Source organism: Acetivibrio sp. MSJd-27, from assembly GCF_018918095.1.
GTDB lineage: Bacteria > Bacillota > Clostridia > UMGS1840 > HGM11507 > HGM11507.
In genome coordinates this window covers 1-24,613 of the sequence record NZ_JAHLPV010000028.1, presented here as the reverse complement: position 1 = coordinate 24,613, position 24,613 = coordinate 1, and the positions used below count along the sequence as shown (strand labels likewise).

Here is a 24,613-nt window from a genome sequence, read left to right as displayed (position 1 = left end):
CGTAATATTCAGGGCATAATTGAGCAAACAGGCAACTGAAAACATCGCAAAATCAACGCTTTTTAAGGCGGTTTTGAACAAGGTAATACCCTAACCCAAAACCGCCCTGGGAATGACTTCTGTTTGCTCAATTCAACATTGGAAATTCTAAATTTTCTATTGCCTTCCGAAGCGTTGGATGGCGTATTACAAAATGAACAGTCGGCGCTTTATTTTTTGAAATCATAACATATTCGTTTTCGTGCATTGTTATTTGTATGTTGGCAAATACGTTTTCTTTTGTCCGTGTGACGGAATAATTTTTGTTTTTCTCCGCAAATTCTTTTGTGAGCCTTAGATGCTCGGCGTATTCATTATATGTATACTCAAGATTTTCATTGCAGAACATAAGCGATAACGAAAGAGCTTGGGGATTGTCATTAAATTCCTCCTTGCTCAGCCGTGGAATTTCATCCGAAACAGAGTTGTTTTTAAGAATTTCAAAAATCTGTTCTCTGCGTGTTGCTGCGTAGTCAAGGATTTTTTGCTTTTCGTCATTCGGTACATTTCTGTTGTCAAGAAAGCTTTCTAAAAACTCATTAGTTGCCGTATAAATCGGAAGTGCCGAAAGTACGCTTTGCCGATTGCCGTCTGTATGAGAGTCGGAAATCATAAATGCGGCAAGTTCTGCCGATTTATCCTCACGGTAAATATCCATAAGCGGGTACGCTTTTTTTAATATAAATGAGCTTCTCTCTTGATAATAAGAAAGTTCATCTTTGTTTTTTGTCAGATAATATCTGCCCTTTGCGTGGAAACCCGAAACACACTCTCCGGATAATGCCGCCGCACCGGACACATTCAAAAAATGACAAAAAAGCTGATTGTGTGCACCTTTCAGGTAGTACGGTGAAATTTGCCCTGTCATATAAAGAGGTATCCAGCACTCAAGCCCCAGCATAAGCTCGTTAAAAGGGCGGTTGAGATTATGAATAACATTGAGGTGCAATCCCTTTTTCAGCATTACGGCAAGACCGAACATATATTTTTTTGAAAATTCCATATCGGCTGCCATATCGTCCATCTGCATATCGCTATACATAAATACATCGTGATTTGATTTTGAAAGAGCAGTCGCTTTCAGAAAATCAAGCTCGCCGTTTTTCATTTCATCAATCCCATAATAGCTTTTTGCTGTCGGAAGCTGAAACGGAAGCGACGGAACTTTCAATTCGTCAAAACGAATTGCTTTTATGTACTCATTCAAGTCAAATGAATTAAGAGCAGATAAAAAATTGCCAATCGGATTTTCCGGCTTTTTCGTTACCTTACTGTCCGTAAGCCAGCTTGTAAGCTCGGACACATAATTATCCCTTGCCTTAATCAAACTTGGCTTTATGTTTAAGATTTCCGCAATGATTTTTTTATCACCGTCGGAATTATAGCAAACCGAAAAATACCCTGCAACATCATAGGCAAACTTTTGGGGATTTGCAGGTCTGCGTTTGCCGTTTCGTATTCTTGAAATATATGACGAGTCATATTTCAGGCTTTTCGACATATCTGCAAGGTTCACCGAAAAGACAGTGCAAAGCACATTCAGTTTTTTTTGCAAAGAATCATAATCAAACGACACGGCTTCCGCAAGAGTATTCAATTCCGACAACACGGTTTTGTACGATAAGTCAATTTCCTTTTTCTCTGCCGCTGCACAAATCCCGTGGCACAGCTTTTTCATATCTTCCGAATTTGCCTTTGGTGTTCTTGCACCGGATCTGTATCGGCTTACGGTAGCTTCGGATATTCCGGAGTATTCTGCAAATTCTTTGCCGGAGCAATGCAGCAGCTCCATATATTTATTCAGCTTTTCACGAAACATTTTATCACTTCCTTATGCTCTTTTTTTAATTATACCATATTTTTTTGAAATAATAAATAGAAAACCAAAAAAAGTTTTCCGTGTTTGGCAATGCCAATTCAGGAAATGGCATTTACTTAAATTAAAAAGTATGTTATAATAAATAAGTATAGTGGGGTTGTTGTATGCAATGATTATAAATTAACGGAAAGGCTGATGATTATGCACTTAAAAAAACTTATTTCTATCACACTCGGCACGGCAATACTGGCTTCGGCGGCATTTGTGCCAACGGCAAATGCGTGGAGTATTTACGATTCGGATTATGGTATGGAATGGAACGAGCAAAGTAAAACTGCCGTAACCGATGATATGGAGGAGTATCGTGAAAAGGATTCGATTGATTCGGTGGTTTATACTATTCGTGATGACGGCTCGGCGATGATTACAAGTTATTCGGCGAAATTCTGGCACGATCCCGATCCGAATTTCACGGTTGAACTTAATATTCCGTCCGAAATAGACGGGCACCCGGTTACGGCGATAGGCGACGGAGCGCTTCGTGAGAGTGCAACAAAAATTTCGGGCATTACGCTTCCGCCGACGATTAAGGAAATCGGAAACAGGGCGATTTACGGACGTTATTTAAAGTATCTTAAATTAAATGACGGACTTGAGGTTATAAAAGACTTTGCCATAGACTGCGGCGATGAGCTTGAAACGCTTGTTATTCCCGAAAGTGTAAAGTACATAGGCAGCGAGGCAATAAGCGGCGAAGCACTTAAAAATATAACCATGCCGAGCAATGTTGAATACATGGGAAAAAGAATCTTTTTCGGCTCGGCATATGATAAGGATGCAAATAACCGCGTTGACGGCATTCAGTATCACGGGCAGTATTTAATCGCGGGAATCAGAATCGGCTATGCCGAAATTGACAATCCCGACCCATCCGCACCGACCGAAAACAAACAGATTCACGAATGGGAAGCTGTCGGCGATATTGAAATCCGCGAGGGTACAACTCTTATGGGTGTTGACGCATTTGAAATGTCGGATATTACATCGGTTAAACTTCCGTCAACCTTAAAATCCATCTCAAAGCTCGGGTTTTACTGGTGCAAAAACTTAAACAATGTTGTTATTCCCGGCACGGTAAAAGAAATCGGCGACAATGCCTTTTCATGGTGCGAAAGCCTTTCAAATCTTACCATTGAAGAGGGCGTTGAGCACATTGGCGAGGCGGCATTCTTCCGTTGCAACAATTTAAATGAAGTTACCATTCCGAAAAGCGTAACTCAAATCGATTTGCACGCATTCGGCTGGGATTATGTAAATGATTATGATGTAAGAAACGAGAATTTTGTTATCAAGTGCCACAGCGGCACTGCAGCGGAGCAGTATGCTAAGGATAACGGATTTAAGTGCGTTTTGCTCGATACAGGCGAAACAATAGAAAAAGGCGAACCGACCGCTGCGGCAGACGGCAGATTCACCTGTGAAGAAAAGGGAAATAATTGTGCGGTGAAACGCTTTAAGGATATACAAAGCGCCGACGGTGACCACAACCATTACGGAATTGAGTTTTGCCTTGACAACGGCATTATGGCAGGCACAGGAGCGGACACCTTTAATCCCGATGACAGTATCACAAGAGCACAGTTTGCAACAATGTTTTACAGATTTGCCGGCTCTCCCGAAACAAGCGAAAATTCAAAATTTTCGGATTTAACGCAGGATTGGTACAAAAAACCGATTGCATGGGCAGCAGCAAACGGCGTGTTGAACGGCACGGGCGATACAACATTTTCGCCCGATGATGTTATTACAAGAGAGCAGATTGCGGCTATCTTCTATCGGTATGCGCAGTCAAAAGGGCTTGACATGAGCGTGGGTGACGGTTGGGACTTGTCAAAATCGGGCTACAACGACAGCGGCGACATTGCTGACTACGCACTGTCTGCCATGAACTGGTGCTTTGAGAAAGGCATTATGTATATTCACTCCGTAAACGGATATGAATACGCAATCTATCCGAAAGTTGCACCCTCAAGAGCCGATACGGCAACAATGTTTTTGAAATTTTCTTATGTACTGAACAACAATTAACGGATAAAAGGGTGGTGTAAATTGTGAAAAAAAGAATTTTAGCATGCATCGTTTTCATGGCGGTTTTATGTATGCCTTTTCCGGCGTTCGCCGAGATTATAAGCAACGAAACAACCGGTGTATCATGCGGCGCTAATCTGACATGGGAATATAATACCGAAACAAAAGTCCTTACGATAAGCGGCACAGGAGCTATGAGTGACTTTGATTGGCAGACAGGCGGAACGCTTGCGCCGTAGGTAAAAAATAACAATATTTATAATTATCTTGAAACAGTCGTAATTTCCGATGGCGTGACAAGTATCGGCGAACACGCATTTTACTATTGCGAAAACCTGAAAAATATAACAATCCCAAGCAGCGTAAAAAGTATCGGTATGGGTGCGTTTTCCAACTGTTATTATGAGGAAACGGATGATGATTACAACATAACTTACAGCAGAGGTCTGGAAAAAGTTATCATTCAAGACGGCGTAGAAACTATTGGCGTTCAGGCTTTTTATATGTGTAAAAATTAAACGCGATAGAACTTCCCGACAGCGTAAAAAGCATCGGTTATTGGACGTTTTACGATACCGGCTGCTATAATGATTGGGAGGACAGTGATGATGATGTGCTGTATATAGGAAATCATTTTATATCAGCATATCAGGGCAAATCGACTCCGTGTAACATAAAATCCGGAACAAAAACCATTGCCGACAGTGCATTTTTCGCTTGTGGTGATTTACCAAACATAACAATTCCGAAAAGCGTGACAAGCATTGGTGATGAGGCGTTTTATTCTTGTTTAGATTTAGCGAGCATAACCGTTGATCCTGATAATCCTGCTTATTGCTCCGAAAGCGGCGTTTTATACAGCAAAGAAAAAACCGAGATTATACGTTTCCCAAAAGAAAAAGCGGGTGACTCATTTGCAATCCCGACCGGTGTAATAAAAATTGCCGACGGAGCGTTTGAAGATTGCTGAAACTTAAAAAGCGTAACAATTCCGGACGGTGTGATAAGTATCGGCAATCGTGCATTTGAAAATTGCTATTTTGCAACGTATAAGAACTACAAAATAGTTTCTGAAATCGGTTTGGAAGAAGTAACAATCCCGGACAGCGTAACCAGTATCGGTGACCGTGCGTTTTTGAATTGCTCGAAATTGACCGGCATAACAATTCCGGACGGCGTGATGAAAATCGGTGAAAGTACCTTATGCAACTGCCGGCGATTAACAAGCATAACAATCCCGAACAGCGTGCTGATTATCGACACGGATGCGTTTAAGGATTGTACGAATTTACAACAGGTTTATTATATCGGAAGTGAAACCGATTGGAATAATGAATTAATAGGAGACGGAAAATATGTTTTAACCGATATAGGTATTACGTACCTCAGAGGCATAAGCGCAAGACGTTCCGAGAACGGAAACATAGTTGTTAAACCGATAAACATAGCCGCAGGCAAGTCTGTTATCCTTGCTCTTTATGACGGCGATAAATTTGTCGAAATGCAGCAGTCGAACGAGTACAGTGAAACCAATAGAGAAATAACATTCATACCGACCAAACCCTATACGTGCGCAAAGGTTATGATTTGGAACAGCCTTAGCGGAATGTCACCTGTATGTGATTTCAAAATTGTAAAATAAAATCAGATTACATCGCACCGAAATTTACAAGCAACAGAACCTACTCTTCCATCCGCTTTATTTCAGGGTGTCCCGGCGCAAGCGTTGAGCGGCTTGAAAGAGAGCAGAAGGTAATTATCACAAAAACGAAAAGTCGGAAATAATTAACACTATGATATATCCAAAAGGACAGCCAATTGAAGCTGTCTTTTTTAGTTTGCATAATTCTATGGGGAAAATGTCTTTTCCCCATACCCCTTTTGCATGCTTGATGTTTTGTATCAAAACAAGTTTGACACAAAACATCAAGTGTAAATTTTTATGTGTGTAGAAAACGAAAAATGCATTTTCGGGCAAGGTAATATATAACCATTACCTTGTCCGTTTTGACCTCTGAAACCCCTTGTTTTATGCGATAAAAAACGCTTAAAATGTCAACACATATCTTTAATTTTTTTAACAATATCTCAAATTACCGTTTCTATAAAATTTTTTGTATTCCACCTCAATAAACGAATGACACAAGGAATGAACCGGAGGAAGATATAATGGCAAAAGCTGCTAAACCTAAAAAAGAAATAACTATGGAAGAAGCGTTATGGAAATCAGCGGACAAGCTTCGTGGCTCCGTTGAGCCTGCGGAGTATAAGCACGTTGTTCTTTCTCTGTTCTTCCTTAAGTTTGCAAGTGATAAATTCGAAAAACAAAGACAAAAGCTTATTGATATGGGTTATGAATCACAGATTGAAAAGACCTTTGCTTACACAAAAGACAATGTATTCTTTATCCCACCCGAAAGCCGTTGGTCTTATATTATAGAAAACGCAAAGCAAGACGATATTGCACTCAAAATAGATACCGCATTATACACTATTGAAAAAACGAACCCTGGGACATAGCAATTCCTTCTTATTTTTGTATGCCTGCACATGATGAAAGCTGCCTGCTCCGGATACGCTTTCAGCACGGCGCGTTTCCGCACTTTCCGGCATTTTTGAAAAATTTTTCCGCATTGTTTTTTGCTTCTGAAAAGCAAGCCGCCAATTACACCGTCCGGCTTTATCCCGTAAGCTGAAGGCCGGACATTCTTTTAAATATTCCTTCTTTGTAAAGAAGCTCATTGGGTATGCCATGTTCCGCAACAACGCCGTCCGACAAAACGACGATTTTATTCTCACCGGCAACCGTTTTCATTCGGTATGCGATAACAAGGACCGTTTTGTTTTTTATAATTCTTGAAAGCGAAGACCGTATTACCGCGAAAATAACGGCAGACCTGCAACAGAGCCCCGAGATAATGTTTAAAGCCGCAGTAAAATAGAATTTCCATGGAAAAAACAGAGAACAGTAAAGATTTTGGCTGTTTGTCTTGACAAGAGGAATAGATTACGGTATATATATTATTAGGAATAATTTCTAATAATATATAAAAATGAAATAGAGAGGATGAAGTGATTATGAAAAACAGAAATATGCGATAACAAGAACTGAGAAAAACTTACTTGGGGCATTTTTCGGCAAGCCGCAAGCAAGAAACAAATATACATATTTACCTCTGCTGCAAAAAGCAGGGTTTTGAATAAATTGCTGAGAACGAGGAGGAGCACGCCAAGCTTTGGTTTAAGGAGATTTCGGGAATCGGTTATACGGTATTTTGTCACAGAGCCGTGTTCGAAGGAATCCGCCCGGAATGTAAAACGGAAAACAATATATAATCCGAAAAAGGATAAAGAAAGGATGAGGCAATATATGCATTGGAAAAAGGCGGCGGCGCAGGCTTTGCTTTTGGCTGTCGGAACAGCAATGCTGTGTTCCGGAGCTTTGCGTGGTGAGGCGGCGACCGTGCTGAGCAAGGCAATCAGATTATGTCTGGAGTGTGTGGGAATTGGGTAAGAAATTTTCAGGTGTATCACAAAAACTGACTCGCTTCCGCGGGTACATTCAGGCAGCGGCGACTCTGTTTAGCAACCTGCATCTGCCAAATTTTCTGAAGGGCGAAATTTATCGGGGAGCCGGAAAAAAAGTATGTGTGCCGGGACTTAACTGCTACTCCTGTCCTGCGGCATCCGGAGCCTGCCCTATCGGTGCGCTTCAGACGGTGGCGGGATCTGCAAAGTATGGTTTCTCATATTATATTACAGGAACTCTTATATTGCTCGGAGTATTGCTGGGACGCTTTATCTGCGGCTTTTTGTGTCCGTTCGGCTGGTTTCAGGAGCTGCTGCATAAAATCCCGACAAAAAAGTTTTCAACCAAAAAGCTTAAATATTTGACTTGGATAAAATATGCCGTTCTCTTGGTAGCGGTGTTTCTGTTGCCGGCGTTGGCGGTAAACGATGTCGGAATGGGTGACCCTTTTTTCTGCAAGTATATTTGTCCGCAGGGTGTGTTGGAGGGGGCAATTCCGCTGTCTGTTGTCAATTCCGGTATTCGATCTGCACTCGGAGTATTGTTTGCTTGGAAATTCAGTGTTTTGATTGCGGTAATTGCGGTAAGCGTGTTGTTTTACAGACCGTTCTGCAAATGGCTGTGTCCGCTTGGTGCGTTCTATGCCCTGCTGAACAAGGTTTCGCTGTTTCGAATGAAAGTGGATACCGGCAAATGTGTAGCCTGCGGAAAATGCGCAGAAGCTTGCAAAATGGCTGTGGACGTAACGAAAACGCCTAACCATACCGAATGTATCCGCTGCGGTATGTGCGTCCGGGCGTGCCCGGCGAACGCCGTTAGCTTTCGGTACGGCTTCGGAGAAGGCAAAGATAAAAGCGGCGTAAATGCCGCTGATAATAAATAAAAAATCAGGAGGAATAAATATGAGTATAAGGAAACTTGCAGCAGCGGTGCTGATGCTTATGCTGCCGGTGCTGGCTCTGGGAGCCTGCGGGACAGCGGACAAAAATGAACCGAAAAACGCCGAAGAAGCGGTAGCAATGCATAAAGAACTGATGGCGCAGGAAAATGCGATTCTAGCGGAGAATACAAAGCTTTGGGAACAGGTTTTTGCGGCGGCGGACAAAGGTATGACTTTGCAGGAGGACGGTAAAAACTATGGTGATTTTCTTCTCAAAACCATTGACACCGTCAAGGAACGGTTTACAGAGGACGAGCTTAAATTGCTTAAGGGTGAAGCAGAGAAAATCCGGGATATTGAAAATAAGCTGACTATGATTGAAAAAAAATATCCGGATGCAGCGCAAAAATCGTCGGATAATGATATGAGTATGCCATCCGATAACGGCAGTACGGGGAATTTTCCGTCCTTTGAAGGAAAGGATCTGGACGGGAACGAAATAAAGAGTGATGAGCTGTTTTCAGGCAATGCTGTCACGGTGGTAAACTTTTGGTTTACTACCTGCTCTCCCTGTGTGGGTGAGCTTTCCGAACTTGATGCGCTGAATAAGGAGCTTTCCGGGAAAGGCGGCTCACTTATCGGAATAAATTCTTTCACGCTGGACGGAGATGAGGCGGCAATATCCGAGGCAAAGGCGGTTTTGAAAAAGAAAGGTGTTTCCTACCGTAACGTATACTTTGATTCCGGCAGCAAGGCAGGAAAGTTTGTCGAAAATGTATATGCCTATCCCACAACATATGTGGTTGACCGCAGCGGCAGTATCGTAGGAGAACCGATAGTCGGCGCCGTTACCGGCAAAACACAAATGGAAAAGCTGAAATCGTTAATCGACCAATGTATTGCTGCCGATACAAGATGATAAATAACGCCTTTTTAAAAGAGGTTTTCAGACGGCAGAAAAAGCCGCCCGGCATAGAGGCAACATGCCTTTATTGCCGGGCGTCTTTTGTGTAATTCGGCAATAGTAAGACTCGTTTTACGGCAAGCTTGACTTGCAGTATAAAGCATTCATTGGCGGAAAGGCTGTTTGTGCTAATTTAAAGATTGTGGTTATCTGTAACAGCAGTTATGTTGACAGGTCAATAAAGGCATCCCGGAGCGGGTGTTTTTATTTTAGGAAATGTTACTATGTAATCAAAATATTTGAAATTTATTAATTATTTGCACGCAAATATTTTTGTGAGGGCATGATAATGAGTTTAATCATAATAATATTAACCGCAGGTTAAAATGTACAGTATTTTTATCAAAAGTTTGTTATAAATTTTGAAAAATTCTATTGAAATAAAAAAAGGTTTTGTGTTATAATTAATTTATCAATTAATAAATTATAAGGAGGTCAAATGAGAAGCGCAGGATATAAAGAAGAAAAGAAGAAGGAAATAATGCAAAAATGCTTTGAATGTTACTGTGACAACGGGCTCAGGGACACGGGCATAAAGGAACTTGGGAAATACTGCGGCATGACAAGCGCCAACTTATATGCGTACTTTGACAATGTGGATGATCTGATTGTGCAGTCTACCGCATACTGCATGGCAAAGGTGGAAGATGAGTTTATGGCTCTAGCGCCGGAAAATCCGCGGGATATTTTAAGATTTATAGATGAAGTACCGTATTGGACGGCTGAACATCACGGCAAAAAATACCGTCTGATGTATCAGGTATACACACATCCGAAATATGTCGAACACGGCAAAAGGTTTGTCAACGGAGTGAGCGAGCGTTATACGGAGTATGCGCGTGAGCTTTCGCCGAGACTCGGTGTTCCCGTTGATATTTTATCGGGTTTTATATTTATCTTCGTGCGTGCGGCAGTACATTTTGCACTGTTTGAGGATGAGTATTATATGAAAATGCAGATGGAGGCGCTGAAGCTTTCGGTATTTTCGGTGATTAAAAATTTTAAAAAAGAAGGGATTGAGAAAGAGTGAAGCTGAGAAGATTATTGTGTGCTTTGCTTGCGGTTTGCATGCTTATACCGTTTAATTACGTTATGCCCGCATCGGCCGATACCGATTGGGAATACAAAGTAACGGTAACCACTGCAACGGGCGGAAGCGATCCGCACACCAAAAAAGGTGCAATTCAAGTCACGCTTAAATTCAACGGCGGCGATGAGGGCGGAAAGCTTGACGACGGCGTAAACAAAAAAGGCGCCGATGCAAAATACAGCACAAAATCCTCCCGTGCACCGTGGACGCTTGATTCTATTACGCTTAAAAACAACACCAAAGACGGATACAAAATACACCGTATCAGAATAGAAGTCAGCAAAAGCGGTAAATCAAAAAACATTCTCGACTGGTATCCCGGAAATTCAAATGACACCAGCAGCGGTGAATGGATTGATAAGGATAACGGACGTAAAGAGTCGTATACGGTTTACACCGGCACAAAAAGAAAAATTTACCAAGCCGGAAACTTTTATGATGAATTTGGCAAGGACATCTTTATTGAACCCATGGGAGAGAGCGGAAATATAAGTCATAAATGGGACTGCAAAATCAGCGACAGTTATGCGGATATTATGGGTTCGTCATATAACTGTATGGAATACCCGGACGCACCGGAGATTGAAATTTCGGTAGGCGGCAAAAAGGGCGACAATTCAAAGATAACCAAAAGCGAACTTGAGAAAAACGGATTTCAGTTTTTTAACGACAAAGATAGCGGCTTCGGTTATACTGCCAACCGCCTTTTGGTTTCGCAGTATATGAATAAAAACAATATATACAGCATTGACATCGGTTTTAACATTAAGTTCCCGCCTGAAAGTACCTCTATGTACGGCGGTATATTCTATAGCGGTACTTCCACTGTTATACACCGTAATGCTTTCGCGCTGGAGAGTGTAAATTTCAGCAGTAACTACTACCATGCCGGTACGGACAATTATTTCTACAACAACTCGGGCGACAAAAAAATATCCGTTACTGCGAACATTAAGACCACAGGAAGCAGCTCAGATTACGGATCCGGCGCTCTTAAGGACGCAACGCTTTATTTTGATAAAGCTTATTTGAAAGCCGGAGATAATACAGTCATTAATGCCGCAGATTCGTCGGGTAAACCGATTTCGTCCGTAAAGGTTGACGAAGGAAAATCGTTTAAACTTGAATTTCCGTATACCGAGGGATTGGATTCGCAAAATGCCGGCGTGGTGCTTATGTTTGAAAAAGCAAGGCTGAGGTATACGCCGTATACCGGAGAAGAAGAAGAACTCATAATGTGGGACGAAAACTACAACATTCCGGGATTTTCTAACCGGTCAATCGGCGGTTACCTTATGTCGACTCACAAAATCGACTCGCAAAACCCGACCGTTGCAGTATCTCCGGCAGACGGTACTGATTTGAACAAATGGAACAAAACGGTTACGTTATCTGCCGTGCCGAGTGAAGATATTTATTTGCAAACTGCAAGCGGACTCACACGGGGTCTTTTGGATATGAACCTCAGCGACGGTACCAACGCACCGGCAATTTACAGATTTAACTATACGGAGCAGAACCCCGGCACAGCATCATCAATGCAGAAGGTGCCTGCGCTTAAAAGTCTGTCACAGAAAATCACTTTGGCGCTCCGCGACAAGGTAGAAGGCAATTTTGACCTCGTTTTTTCGGGTTACGATTATGCAGGAAATCAGCTTAAAACCGTGTATAAGGGAATAAAGCTTGACAATAAGGCTCCCGAAGTGACGGTTACGGAAAAAGCCAATCCAAAGATTGACGGCAAAAAAGGCAATATATATAACGTGAAAATTTCAGACGCGTCGGGGACCGGCAGACTTTATTATATGTTTACCAAAAAGAACATTGCCGATATTCCCGAATATGACGGTTCGGGAAGTCTGACAAGCGGAGATATGGACACTACGCTTGATAAATGGGCATATATAGAGCAGAAAGATACCGAAAACGGCAAAACCGCCGCTGCGTATCTGGAGGTTGAAAAAGGACAGACCTTTATAGGACATCTTGTATACTTTGCGGTTGATGAGGCAGGCAACAAAACAAATATCTCTGTAGAGGATATAAATATAAACAATGAAGACACTGCATATGACATAACACCGAAAAACCCCGCCAAGCCGCGTTCATCGTATGACATTTCCGTTACAACAAACGGAAACAACAAGGTTTACTACAGTTGGAAAAATTATGTAAAAGACGAAGCAACGGGAAAAATGAAAGAAAATTACATAGTCAAAGATAAGCTGTACAACGGAATTATTAAAACGGCAAAAGACGAGGCTACCAAAAACTTAAACGGAACGTACATTCTTGAATGTATAATCGTACCTCCGTCCGGCAAAAGCATACCGTGTGTTCCGGTAAGCTATGCTTTCGACAATGAAGGACCTGTAATAAATGTCACACCCGCCGGAGGCGACACTTATAAGTCAAGTCAGACGGTTACCGTTTATGCAACGGATATGTCTGACATCGTGTCGGCAACGGCAAAGATTGTAACTCCCGACGGAAGGGATATTGAGGGCAGAGGAGAAACCGCGCTCAGCATTGCAAACGGCATACTTTCGCAGAATGTGAACATTTCGGATATTGCCGGCGGCGCTTATGCACTTAAAATCACGGCAACCGACACAAACGGACTTTCCGCGACAGAAATTTCCAAACCGTTCTTTATAAGAAACAGCAAGCCGACAGGCACGGTGGATGTGTCAAGCAGCATCAGGCACAACGCCAGAGCACTCATATCCGATGGCAAAATCAAGCTTGATTTTGACATTACCGAGGATTTTGCAAATTCGTCCGCTGCCGGAAATCAGGCATTGTACTACAGTGTAAGCACAACGGCGGGCGAATACGGCGAATGGCTAAAGGCAGGCGCTGTAAAATCAAACGGAAATACACTTACTGCCAACTTAACCGTTGACGCACCGGAAATTGCGCTTACGGACGGAGAAAACACAATATTTGTGCAGACTGCAATATGTCACGAAGACGCAGACAAGACAAAGATAGACCTGACCACGGTTAAAAATGATGAAATCGTGTTTTATTACGACAGCAGCGCACCAGACGCAACGCTCGTTATAAACGATATTCACACAACCGACAGCATATCGGGCAAAATATATGTGAGCGACAATCTCGGAGCAGGCGTTACCGCGGTATGCAATGACGATACCATCAAAATCGGTGAATTTGCAAACGGCGCGTTTGACATCACCGCTTTGAAGAACACCGGCAAGGATACTCTGATAACCGTATCGGACAAAGCGGGCAACAAGACCTATATCAAGCCTGTTATCAGGGGAATTGACGTGGAAGCTCCCGAAGTGGAAATTACTTCTTCGGAAAGAATGTCGGGTGAGAGAAAAGACGCTCTGGCAACGGTTAAAATTAGCGGAGTATTGCCCGAAACCGTAAAATTCGCATTTATTCCGCAGGATAAAGTATCCGGCGGAAATATCCCGGAGAAGTATTTCAAAGAAAATCTTCCGGACGGCGATTTCTATAAGGTTACGCAGGCACGCACCGAGGATGGCGAATGGGACGGCGAATATAACATTATATATAATGTAGAGATTTCGGGAATTACCGATACACGTTACCTCGGCGTACGTTCCTCGGACAGCCTAGGAAACACTAATGACGTTATATTTGAAACACCGCTTGTTTCTCAGGACGCAGAGCTTACCGCAGTGACAACGGTGACTCCTAAGGAAACCGCGGCGAGAACGGTTGCACGCGTAAGCTACAACGTTCCCGTCTACACACTTCCGCAGGATAAAATAGTGGATGAAAACAGTGATGTTGTTAAAAACAACACTCTTGAAATCGACGAAGATATCTGGAAAACTCTTTCCGCAGCCGAAAAGGTTGAAGCGGCAAACTTTGAGCTTGCGAAAAAATATGCTTTGTCGTATTCCGACAAACACACATTCTCGGCAGGAGAAAACAAGGTTTACGACTTATACACCGCAGATGATCTTGGCAGAACGAAACACCTCACAGCTGAAGTCAGCGGTGTTACATTCAATGCACAGAGCGACATCAAAGCAGGGGTTTACTTTAAGGAATGGCCAGATCCGTACACTTACAATTATATCCCGGTTAAAAACGAAGAAATATGTGCTGAAATCGCACAGTCAAGCGATGACTATTATGTAATAGTCGAGGCAGACGGCGGCGACGGAAATACACTGTATCTGCCCGAAGAAACAAGCATTATTGAAGCATGGTACACAAACGGCCTTATATTCAGCGAATATTCGTCAAAAGATTATGCGGTTTACTCAAGAGAACCGTCGGAGGACGATCCGTATGATAATGGCGAAATAAAGGGTTATACGAAGCTTGTGTACAGTCTGAAACCTATCGAAATCGACGACGGCAGCGGATATTACAGGCTTTCGGACGTTACTGAGCGTATCATAAACGTTCGTGCGTTCCAGAGAAATGCAGACATCAGCGACCCCGGTCAGGTGGCGGAAAGAAGCGTTGTTTTAAGCGGTATTGACAATGACGCTCCGATAATTAAATGGTCGGTTACTCCGGAGGTCTTAACCTATGAAACGGTTGATTACGGAAACGGCGAATTTTATACCGCGCTCGTACCGCATCCCACACCCGAAGATGTAACATATACACTCCGTGCGCAGGATAAGGAATCGGGCATAGGCAAGATACTGGCAGTGGTGTATATGACGCCCGACGGCGGTTATGAAGAGGTTTACGTTCCTATGACGGATGAAAACGGAAACCCCACAGAATACTGGAGTTGGGACGGAAACGAACATATGGGCGGCGTCGAAGAATATGACGAAGAAAACGGAGCACCTGTTTTAGCGGCAAAACCTATTCCCGTCAAGATTGAATACTTCGGCGACGGCGACATATACGGCGAAAAAACACTTACCTATACCTTCACCGACGCTTATTCGCTAAAGAAAGCGGGAATATTTACAAACACCTGCGGCGCAGACGCATACCCCGGCATCTATTTCAGAGCCGGAGGCGATAGCGGCGGAAGCGAGAGCGGACTTTCGACAGTCGGCATAATTTACAAAATGCCTATAGAAGAGGGTAAGGACTACAATGTCAAATACTTCTTTGAAAATTCCGAAGGCAGCTGGGAAGAATTTACCGACATTGAAAATACATATTACAAAAATGCAAAAGCGGTAATAGAGATTCCGGAAGGAAGCCGCGGAGAAGAAAGAGCACTTGCGGTTACAAACAATAACAGAAGCAATGAGAAGATATTAAACAGCTACCAAAATGAGTTTACCTTCAATCTCAAAGATAAGTACAACTATCGCGCAGACGTTAACGTTTCGCTCAAAAACTTTGACAACGAACCGGGTACGGTTGATTACAAGCTTTCGACAACATCAAAGACAAATAAACCCGTTGAGGTTACCGTTACCGTTTCGGACGCAAAAAGCGGAATAGGAACAGTTAAGCTTACAAGCGGAGCGGATGAAGTTACACTTACTAAGATTGAAGAATATGAGCTCGGCACCGAGGGAACGGAAAAAGTAAAATATGCGGTATACAAAGGCGATATTTCTCAAAACGGCACATACAGCATAACGCTTTTTGACAGGGTTGCAAACAAAACGGTAAAAAGCTTTAACATTAAAAACATCAACACTGTTATACCTGAGGCGACAGTTACCTACAGCACGGAGGAATATACCTCGCGTCCGGTAAACGCAACCGTAAGCTTTTCAAAACCGAATGTAAAGATTGTAAACATTGAACCTGTCGCACCGCTTACGGCGGCGGATTACAGCGTAAATTACAGCACATCTGTCATAACGTTTACAAAATCGGGAACTGTCGGAGTTTGCTATGAGGACGATTACGGCAATTCAAACAGTGATAATCCGCTTATTGTGGCAGTGAAAAATATTGACAAAACTCCTCCTGTTCTCGAACCGGTATATGATACAACCACAGACCCATCGGTTGTTTCGGTAACCTTTGATAAGGTTGACGTTCTGACAAGCGCAATGGATCTGCAAAGAAAAGAATCCGACATATTCGTAACCTACGGCGGTATAACAAAGCCGGTTGCGGATGAGGACGGGAATAAAAACAGCTACACATTCTACGAAAACGGCAACTATACCTTTAAGGTTCATGACAAAGAAGGTCTGTCGTCTTTCGTTTCAATCAACATTGACGGTATAGACAAAAAGGCTCCGAAAATCACAAGTGTAAAATGGAGCTATGATTATGACGAGTTTGACGGCGAAAACTGGGTTACAAAAACCGCAAACGGGCAGAAAACTCCCGTTGACGGTACGGCAGGCTATATCGTAGGCTCGGATATACACAAGATTACAAACAAAGACGTTACGGTAACTGTCGAAACCGATGACGATACGCGTCTTATCGGCAGCAATGACGGTTATGACAAGGTAAAGGAAAAGGTTTACGACCGGAACGGACTGTTTATTTTCAACACGGAAAAGAAAAACGGGCTTACGGCAAGCTACGGCATCGATATTGAGATTATCGACAAGACCGCACCTGTAATAGACCTTTCGGAACTGGGGGCGGAATTGGTATTTTATGAAAATCCACAAATGAACTCCGACTATGACATAAGCATGCTCAAATATGTAAAGGACGGCAAGTACACTGCATATAAGGCATATGATGTGTTTAACGGCAAAAAGACAGACCTTACCGAAAATGTAGAGATAGACTGGGGCGGATTTAATGCAAGCGATTTGAGCCAAAACAAATTTGACTCAAGCAAACCGTATACAGTTACCTACAAGGTAACGGATTCGGCTCATAACACAATGACTGCAAAGAGAACAATCCGTCTTGTGGGCATTAATGACACGGTCGCATTTGTAAACGGCTCGCTTCCGGACTTTGCCGGACGAAGCGAAGTTACCGGCAGCAGTATAAAAATATCGCTTGCAAACTTTTCCGGAACAGCATATGTAAGGTACCAAAGCGGCGTTAAAACAATGGGACAGATGAAAAAAGACGGCATAATGGTAAGTAAAAACGAAAACGGCGATTTTGAGGTTCCGGACCTTTCCGAAGGCTGGTATACCTTCTATGTTCAGACCGACAAGCGCGATTACTTTACACTTTGCGTATATCTGAGTAATTAAAGGGGGGAGTGAAAAAGAATGAACGTATTTAAGAAAGCTATATCATATATTCTGATACTCGCCGTTCTTGTTTCGGTTTTTCCCGGAGTTGCATTTGCAGACGAGGACGAGTATAAAATTTCAAACGAGTATTTAAGCTTCACTTTTAACCAAAAAACGGGCGGTTTCGCGATAGAAACCGCCGAGGGAAATCCTCAAAAAGTGCTTGACGACAACATTCCTCTTTTATATGCCGAGGATAAGGAGCGCAGCAACGGAACATCTTTTATAACCGTGCGGATAGGGGATAAGGACTATATCTTCGGGCAGAACTATTCGTTTTTCAGTATAGAGTCATCACTCGGCACGGTTAAGGTGGGCGAGCAAAACAGGCTCATAGAAATCCCGTGGACAATAAAGGGCGTAACAGTGACTCTCACTGCGGCTCTTGACCACAACAATGACAGCAATACTACCGGAAATGTCGGTCTGTCATTCAAGGTTGAAAACAACAGCGGAAAAAATGAAGATGTCAGCGTAAGACTTCTTCTTGACACCGCTCTCGGAAACAGGATTGACGCACCGTATTTTGTAATTGACAAAGATATACAGCCTACGTTTACCGAAACGGAGTTTTCGCAGGACGCTATTCCGCAGCAGATACGAAGCGTGGATTCGCTCACAAACCCGACGAGGCTTTCGTACATTCTGATGCAGGCGCAGGGCTGGAACGGGGGAACAAGACCGAGCAAGGTTATACTCGGACACTGGGCAAACCTTGCGAATGTACGCTACGACTACACACCCGACCCGTACTGCGATTTTACGAACTATTCAAATGACTACCGCGAGCCGGACAGTGCGGCGGCAATTTACTGGGAAAACAATACCCTGCAAAACGGCGAAAGCTTTACCGGGGAAATGCTCTACGGTGTGGGTAACTTTTCAAATACCACCGGCGAGGCAATGGGCATTGACATCACGGCAGAGCGCGTTGAGCTTTCCGCAGACAAAAAGTCATACAAAAACGACGGCAAAATCAATGTTACCGTTAACATTGACAATACCGTTGACAATGCAGCAGAGCTTAGCAATGTAGTGGTAAATCTCACTGTTGACGATAAACAGTTTGAACTTGTTGACGGAGAGGAACAGATTAAATATGTGGGCCTGGGCAAAGAGATAAAAACCCTTAAATATACCCTTAAAGCGCTTCCCCAGGACGATCTCACGGCAGGCACGGTTTATGTATCGTTAAGCGGTGTAAAGACGCTCTCGGACGGCAATCAGGAGGATTTTGAAACAGCGGCGCAGAGAAGTCTTATACTACCGTCTGTCGGCGAAGTTTCTAAAATCCAGTTTAACAAAATAAATCCCAAAATCGTGTATACAGACGGCGAAAAGGCTGTAACGATTTCGGGAAAAATGAAGCCGCTTGAGGCTGTACTGGCAAACGACGCGGCCGTGGAGCTGAAGCTTGTTCATGATACAACAGGCGAAAGCGTAACCATTGATAAGAAAAACATTGCGTTTTTGGATGAAACGGGCGAAACGCTTACATTCACAACCGAAGAACAGCTTTATGTGGGTGATTATAAAATCGTATTTGAAATAAACGATACCCGTCTGCAGGATAATCTGAAATGCAAATCCTTAACATGCAGCCAAAAACTTCAGGTATCGGCAGACAAAAAATATCAGCTTAAATCCTACGGCATGGCGGCGCTCGTCCGCACAACCGACGGGGCTGAGGCAGGTTCGTATGATTTCCATACGTTCAGAAACGAAAGCGAATATTTAAGCTTTTATAAAGGCGAGCTTGCATCAAAGGGCAGGCTTGACGGCAAAACGGTAAAATACAACTTCGGCAAAGATAAAGAGTCCATAAAGCAGCATGAAATTCTGCTTACAGTCCGCGCCAACCTCCGCGAGATGAAGGATGCGGCTACCGGCGAAACCTTCTGGCAGGCAGACTTTCAGTCGGGCGACATCATCATAAACAACATGCTTTCCTATGAGGGCGAAAAACCGCTTAAACTTTACAGAAGAGGCTCTTCCTGCAGGGTTGAAGGCGACGGACTTTTAAAGGTTGTAAATTCAATAAACGTTTGGAGAAGCAAGTGGAGTATCTCGGCGACCAAAGGCATTGCGTATACTCTTGACGAGGAACGCCTTTCGGACGCAATCGGTCAGGGCGTAACAGTGCGTTCTCTCAATCTTTCTCTTGACGGAGCGGCAACCATGATTCAGTCGCTCGGCGGCTTTGCCGTAGATTTGAAATACGGTGTTTTAAGCTCGCAGTGGTATGACGATTCGGACGGCATGGTCACTCACGGAATAGGCTTCGGAGGAAGCATAAGCATACCGATTAAGGCACCGAAAAACAAAGAACAGCCGGACCTTACCGCCGACCAGGAGGATATAGGCGAAGAACTTAACAATCTGTTTGACGAAAGTCTTACTGCCGACCAGGAGGATATTTCGGGCGAGATGACAAGCATGTTTGACGAAAATCCGCCGAAAAGAACCTCTACGGGTGACAAAATCCAAAAGGACACGAAGCTGTCGGAGGGTCAGCTTTCGGCAGAGGTAGACAATGTGCTTTTCGGTGAGAAAGGCGATGTTGAGGACGGATATGTAAAGGTAAGCGATACGGGATTTATCGGCATTGACGCCGCTTTCTCGCTTGCGCTTCCAAAGGACGTCCTGGGCTCGCTTGTTGCAAATTCTCCCGGAATTTACGCAAGTGTAAAAATCAACACGATAGAAAACGAATACGAGATAAATGCAGGTCTGAACATCAAAATTATCGAGTGCGAAGGTATCCTTGCATTTAAACAGGTCAACGTTAAAAACAAAGATGTAATCGTACCCGATAAAATAGAATTTTATATCCGTGACGGTCTTAAAATTCCCGTTGCGCCGCCGGTGCTCTTTATAGCCGGTCTCGGTGGCGGAATAAACGGGCTTGCCGACACAATCGGCGGTGAATTTGACAAACTTCCGCCGCTCACAATACTTTTGTTTACGCGCCTTGAAGCGATAGGCGTATTGACAGGCGATTTTAACGCAAAGGTTAGCCTTGAGGGCCTGTCGCTTACCGGAGATATGAAGCTTAAGACAAAAGGTCTTGAAAAGCTTATCGACGTAAAGGCAGGTATAAGCGCAAGGTGGATAGAGCCGTGGGAGCTTAACCTGTACGGAAACGCAAGCATTATTGACGGTCTCATAACCGGAGGTATTACCGTAACCATTGCGGATAACTATTTCTACGGTTATATATTTGCAAGTATATGCATACCCGACAGTATTCCGCTTGTCGGCGGAAAAGAGCTTGCCGGAGTCGAGGCGGCGGTATCGCATGAATTTGTCGGCGCCAATATCAAAATTATAGGTATACGTTTCGGCGTGATTTATTACTGGGGCGAAAGCGTATCATTCGGCAAAAACATCGATCTGAGTCCTCCGCACCGCGAAGGAATTGAAGGTATGTCGCTTGCAAATGCAGACGACGTTACGGCATACTACGGAACGAACATTTACGCGCTTTCGGTTGTAACTCTTGCAGACACATCCGCGGGCGGAAATGAAAAAGAAGCAAAGGTCAAGGTTGACGGCGCAAGCGGTCAGAGCGCACTTCTTCTTGAAATTCCTTATTCCGGCGTCGGAACGCCGTCAGCAGAAGATATTACACTTATAAATCCGGACGGCAGGATTATAACGCTTACACCCGATGACGGAATGGGCAACGGCAATATGCTTTTGCAGAGCCGAGAGGACGGCAATTTCATTTATGTTACCGTAACGGATGCAGCGCAGATAAAAGACGGCAGCTGGACGGTAAAATATGCAGCCGATAAGGATTTTGAAATCACGACATTTAAGATGAACGGCGTCGATGAAATCGCAGAGCTTGACAAAGACAGCACAACTATAGAGCTCAATGCAGAGGACCCCGCAACAAAAACGCAAAGCGTTACGGCAGGCTGGAAGATAAACGGCGCAAAGGGTGACAAGACAGGCACAATAGACGTTTATCTCACAAAGGACAAAGACGTGCTTTCAAAAATCAAAACAAGCAAAAACAACGGAGATGTTCTTGGAAAAAATATTCTTCATAAAGAAAATGTGGTATTGAATTCGGCGGCGGCAACAGAAAAAATAACTCTTCCGGATTCACTGCCGGATACGGTAGGCGAGAATGAAAGATACTATGCGGTTACAACTCTTACTACAACCGAGGGAATAAGCCTTGCCGTAAGCAACACGGGATTCAAATTTAAAAACAGCAATCTTCCCAAAGAGGTTTCGGGCGTAAAAATCGCATACGGCGGCAACGGTGAAATCTTTGTAAAGGTTACCGATCCCGGTGACGCAGACTACACGCACTATCTCGCGGAAATCGTTTCCGAGGACGGAACGGTGCTTGAAAATAACATCGGTCAGTTTGAAAAAGGCGCAAACTTTGTATTCGGGAAGGAAGCGGCTCTTGAGGCAGGCAAAAGCTATCATGTAAACATCAAGACGCTCAGAGAAGAATACAAAAAGTCGGGCGAAGAGTACAAAACGCATTATTACTACGGAACTGCAACCGTTTCGTCAAATTCACTTGTTCTTCCGGTGGCGGATATGCCTAAGCTCAAGGAAGTAAAGGTTAATTTCGATACTTCGGGCAATGAGATTAACACAAATGTCAAGGACGTTGTGATAGAATATGTCTTTGAAAATGATGTGTTTATGGAAATGGATTTAAACGGCGGTAAGGTCTATGCCTTTGGTGTCGATCCGAATCCGAATGACGCGGATTTTTCCTACTTCAGAAAGAACTGGAAATTTGTGTTAGACGACCTTGACGACGGAGATTATGTTGTTAACTTCACGGCATATACTTCGTCAAAAGACCACATAAAGGGCAGCGAAATCACAGATGTTGAAAATGCGTACCTTGGCTTTACAATTGATTCATCCGCTCCTGTTTTGTCACTTTCACAAAAAAGTATTGACAGAAAAATGGGTACGGATGACATAACGGTGGTCTTTGGTGCAAATACGGTCATTGCTGATGAAAACGGCAAATATACCATTGAGGGAATTACCGAAAAATCGGCAGAGCTGATGCTTGACGGCGTAAAAATCAGCGAGGCGGACGAAGGCGTGGCAATAGCGTCCAACGGAAGTTTTAAAATAGAAAAAACACTCGGCGCAGATGAATTGTTTAAGGAACATTTGCTCACTGCAACAGACAAGGCGGGCAATGTTTCGCAGATGACAGTTTATGCGGTAAGGACAGGCGGATTTTCATTTGACTCGCTGAAGATTTATCTTGACGGCAATGAAATTACTCCGAATGAAAACGGAGAAAAAGTAATTAACATCAAAAACGGCCGGACTGCAATGCTTACCGTGGCAGCTGTTACCGAAAACGGCAAAGCATTTAATATTGATCCGGATTTAATCGACTGGAGTATCTTATACGAAAAGAGCGCAATACAGATAAACGGCGGCAAAATAACGGCGCTTATTCCGAGAGAAACGGCGGTTAAAGCAAAGCTTGCAACAGCAAATGCCGAAACTTCAAACGGTTCGCGCACGGAGGGGCTTTCCGATTACGTTGTTGTAAACATAGGAAACAATTCCAAGTCCGACCTTGCGGAAAAAATCGAAGAAGCAAAGAGTATTATTGCAAATAATCCGAATGCGTCGGCAGGCAAAATCAATGCGCTGCAGGCGGCAATAGATGAGGCTGAAACTCTTATAAACAATCCGCAGGTTGCAGAGAGCGACTTTACAGACGGCGTCACAAAGCTTATGCAGGCAATATCCGATTTCTGGCGAAACGACGGACAGAGCAGAAGCAGCGGCGGCTCAGCAAGAGTATACACGGTCATCGCTCTGGATACAGAGCACGGCAGGGTTGAGCTTTCGCAAAACAAGGTGTACAGTGGAAACAGTGTTACAATCACAGCAATTCCGGACGACGGATACACTGTGGCAGATATGCTGATAAACGGTAAATCAGTCGGCAGAAACGAGATTTATACCATAAAATCCGTAAAAGAAGATACCGAAGTTAAGGTTGTTTTCGCAAAGAAATCACCGCTTCCGTTTACAGACGTTATTGAATCCGACTGGTTCTATCCATATGTAAAGAGCGCTTTTGAAAACAAGTTTATGCTTGGCACATCAGATACGAAATTTGAGCCTCAGACAGCCGTTACAAGAGCGATGTTTGTAACAATTCTGCATAGAATTGACGGCGAAAAACAGGAAGGCGAAAATATATTCAGTGACGTTGCGGATAATGCATATTATGCAAATGCAGTTGCATGGGCAATCAAAAACGGAATTGTAAAGGGTATATCTGAAACGGAATTTGCGCCCGACGACAGTATTACAAGAGAGCAGATAGCGGCAATTATTCACAGATATGCACAGTACAAGGGTTATGACGTCAGCGCCGGTGAAAATACAAATATACTTTCATACGATGACGCAGAAAGCATATCCGAATATGCGGTAGCTTCCGTTCAGTATGCCGTTGGTATGGGACTTATCAAAGGCAAGACAGATAAAACCCTCAATCCGCAGGACAATGCAACAAGAGCGGAAACCGCAGCAATACTGCAGAGATTTTCAGAAGCAAACAAGTAAAACCGTAGTTTAATGTTATATTCAAAATCCCCGTTTGATTATCAAACGGGGATCAGACCGCTGACAAAGGCAAAGTCAGCGGTCAAATTTTTGTAAAAAAGTCTATTCGAATCATGCGAAATATGATATAATAGGAGTATAGAAAATAGCGTAATAAGCCAAAAATGAAAGCAGTTGTATACATAAGAGCCGGTAAAAATGAAGTGCTCCCCAAATATTAGACAATATGATAAAATAAAATCATAACCATCTAATAATTGGGGGGTACTTTTTATGGGGAAAAGAAAATATACAGTGGAATTGAAAATGGAAATCGTGAGTTTGATATTGGAAAAAGGAAAATCCATTGATGAGATATCAGAAACATATTGTATTCATAAAAGCGATATCAGCAAATGGGTAGCAAAATATCAATATCATGGTATGGAGGGAATGGAACAGAGGTGTTACACCTAT

General features: G+C 43.3%; 13 protein-coding genes and 2 pseudogenes. 14 read left to right on the top strand and 1 reads right to left on the bottom strand.

The features are described from left to right. Positions 1–127: 127 nt before the first annotated feature. Positions 128–1,858 carry a helix-turn-helix transcriptional regulator gene (locus KQI32_RS09495; RefSeq protein WP_216424832.1) on the bottom strand — a complete coding sequence of 577 codons (1,731 nt, stop codon included), beginning with the start codon at positions 1,856–1,858 and terminating at the stop codon, positions 128–130. Between the two features lie 201 nt (positions 1,859–2,059). Between KQI32_RS09495 and KQI32_RS09490 the strand changes: the two genes are divergently transcribed. From KQI32_RS09490 to KQI32_RS09430, 14 genes and pseudogenes are all read left to right on the top strand, one after another. After that, positions 2,060–3,946 carry a leucine-rich repeat protein gene (locus KQI32_RS09490; RefSeq protein ID WP_216424831.1) on the top strand — a complete coding sequence of 629 codons (1,887 nt, stop codon included), beginning with the start codon at positions 2,060–2,062 and terminating at the stop codon, positions 3,944–3,946. A gap of 23 nt (positions 3,947–3,969) precedes the next feature. After that, the gene (locus tag KQI32_RS09485; protein ID WP_216424830.1) at positions 3,970–4,185 is read left to right on the top strand and encodes a hypothetical protein; all 216 of its coding nucleotides are present in this window, start codon (positions 3,970–3,972) and stop codon (positions 4,183–4,185) included. Positions 4,186–4,200: 15 nt separating this feature from the next. Then, the gene (locus KQI32_RS09480; RefSeq protein ID WP_308167051.1) at positions 4,201–4,464 is read left to right on the top strand and encodes a leucine-rich repeat domain-containing protein; all 264 of its coding nucleotides are present in this window, start codon (positions 4,201–4,203) and stop codon (positions 4,462–4,464) included. Between the two features lie 95 nt (positions 4,465–4,559). Then, positions 4,560–4,916, top strand: coding sequence for a leucine-rich repeat protein (locus KQI32_RS09475; protein WP_216424828.1), 357 nt, complete (start codon positions 4,560–4,562; stop codon positions 4,914–4,916). Positions 4,917–4,928: 12 nt separating this feature from the next. Beyond that, positions 4,929–4,994: pseudogene (locus KQI32_RS13660) on the top strand (leucine-rich repeat domain-containing protein); the annotation flags it as partial. 33 nt (positions 4,995–5,027) lie between these two features. After that, positions 5,028–5,588: a leucine-rich repeat domain-containing protein gene (locus tag KQI32_RS09470; RefSeq protein ID WP_253291146.1), complete on the top strand. Its 561-nt coding sequence runs from the start codon at positions 5,028–5,030 to the stop codon at positions 5,586–5,588. A gap of 527 nt (positions 5,589–6,115) precedes the next feature. Then, a pseudogene (locus tag KQI32_RS09465) lies at positions 6,116–6,457 on the top strand (type I restriction-modification system subunit M N-terminal domain-containing protein); the annotation flags it as partial. A gap of 859 nt (positions 6,458–7,316) precedes the next feature. Further along, positions 7,317–7,460 carry a CD1871A family CXXC motif-containing protein gene (locus KQI32_RS09460; RefSeq protein WP_216424825.1) on the top strand — a complete coding sequence of 48 codons (144 nt, stop codon included), beginning with the start codon at positions 7,317–7,319 and terminating at the stop codon, positions 7,458–7,460. After that, a complete protein-coding gene (locus KQI32_RS09455) occupies positions 7,453–8,358 on the top strand; it encodes a 4Fe-4S binding protein (RefSeq protein WP_216424824.1) in 906 nt (301 codons plus the stop codon). The genes KQI32_RS09460 and KQI32_RS09455 overlap by 8 nt, the downstream gene beginning before the upstream one ends. 19 nt (positions 8,359–8,377) lie before the next feature. Further along, positions 8,378–9,274: a TlpA disulfide reductase family protein gene (locus tag KQI32_RS09450; RefSeq protein ID WP_216424823.1), complete on the top strand. Its 897-nt coding sequence runs from the start codon at positions 8,378–8,380 to the stop codon at positions 9,272–9,274. A gap of 484 nt (positions 9,275–9,758) precedes the next feature. Then, on the top strand, positions 9,759–10,349 hold the full coding sequence (locus KQI32_RS09445; RefSeq protein ID WP_216424822.1) for a TetR/AcrR family transcriptional regulator: 591 nt from the start codon (positions 9,759–9,761) through the stop codon (positions 10,347–10,349). Next, the gene (locus tag KQI32_RS09440) at positions 10,346–17,527 is read left to right on the top strand and encodes a hypothetical protein (RefSeq protein WP_216424821.1); all 7,182 of its coding nucleotides are present in this window, start codon (positions 10,346–10,348) and stop codon (positions 17,525–17,527) included. The genes KQI32_RS09445 and KQI32_RS09440 overlap by 4 nt, the downstream gene beginning before the upstream one ends. Before the next feature lie 18 nt (positions 17,528–17,545). After that, complete coding sequence (locus tag KQI32_RS09435; protein WP_216424820.1) at positions 17,546–24,157, top strand: S-layer homology domain-containing protein; 6,612 nt, start codon at positions 17,546–17,548, stop codon at positions 24,155–24,157. Between the two features lie 273 nt (positions 24,158–24,430). Next, positions 24,431–24,613 (top strand): transposase (locus KQI32_RS09430; RefSeq protein ID WP_216424819.1); only part of this gene is annotated, 183 nt, incomplete at its 3' end.

Bases quoted from the DNA above. Each gene is read 5' to 3' on its own strand.
- KQI32_RS09495 (WP_216424832.1), bottom strand. From the start codon at position 1,858: ATGTTTCGTGAAAAGCTGAATAAATATATGGAGCTGCTGCATTGCTCC.
- KQI32_RS09460 (WP_216424825.1), top strand. From the start codon at position 7,317: ATGCATTGGAAAAAGGCGGCGGCGCAGGCTTTGCTTTTGGCTGTCGGA.
- KQI32_RS09445 (WP_216424822.1), top strand. From the start codon at position 9,759: ATGAGAAGCGCAGGATATAAAGAAGAAAAGAAGAAGGAAATAATGCAA.
- KQI32_RS09490 (WP_216424831.1), top strand. From the start codon at position 2,060: ATGCACTTAAAAAAACTTATTTCTATCACACTCGGCACGGCAATACTG.
- KQI32_RS09435 (WP_216424820.1), top strand. From the start codon at position 17,546: ATGAACGTATTTAAGAAAGCTATATCATATATTCTGATACTCGCCGTT.
- KQI32_RS09450 (WP_216424823.1), top strand. From the start codon at position 8,378: ATGAGTATAAGGAAACTTGCAGCAGCGGTGCTGATGCTTATGCTGCCG.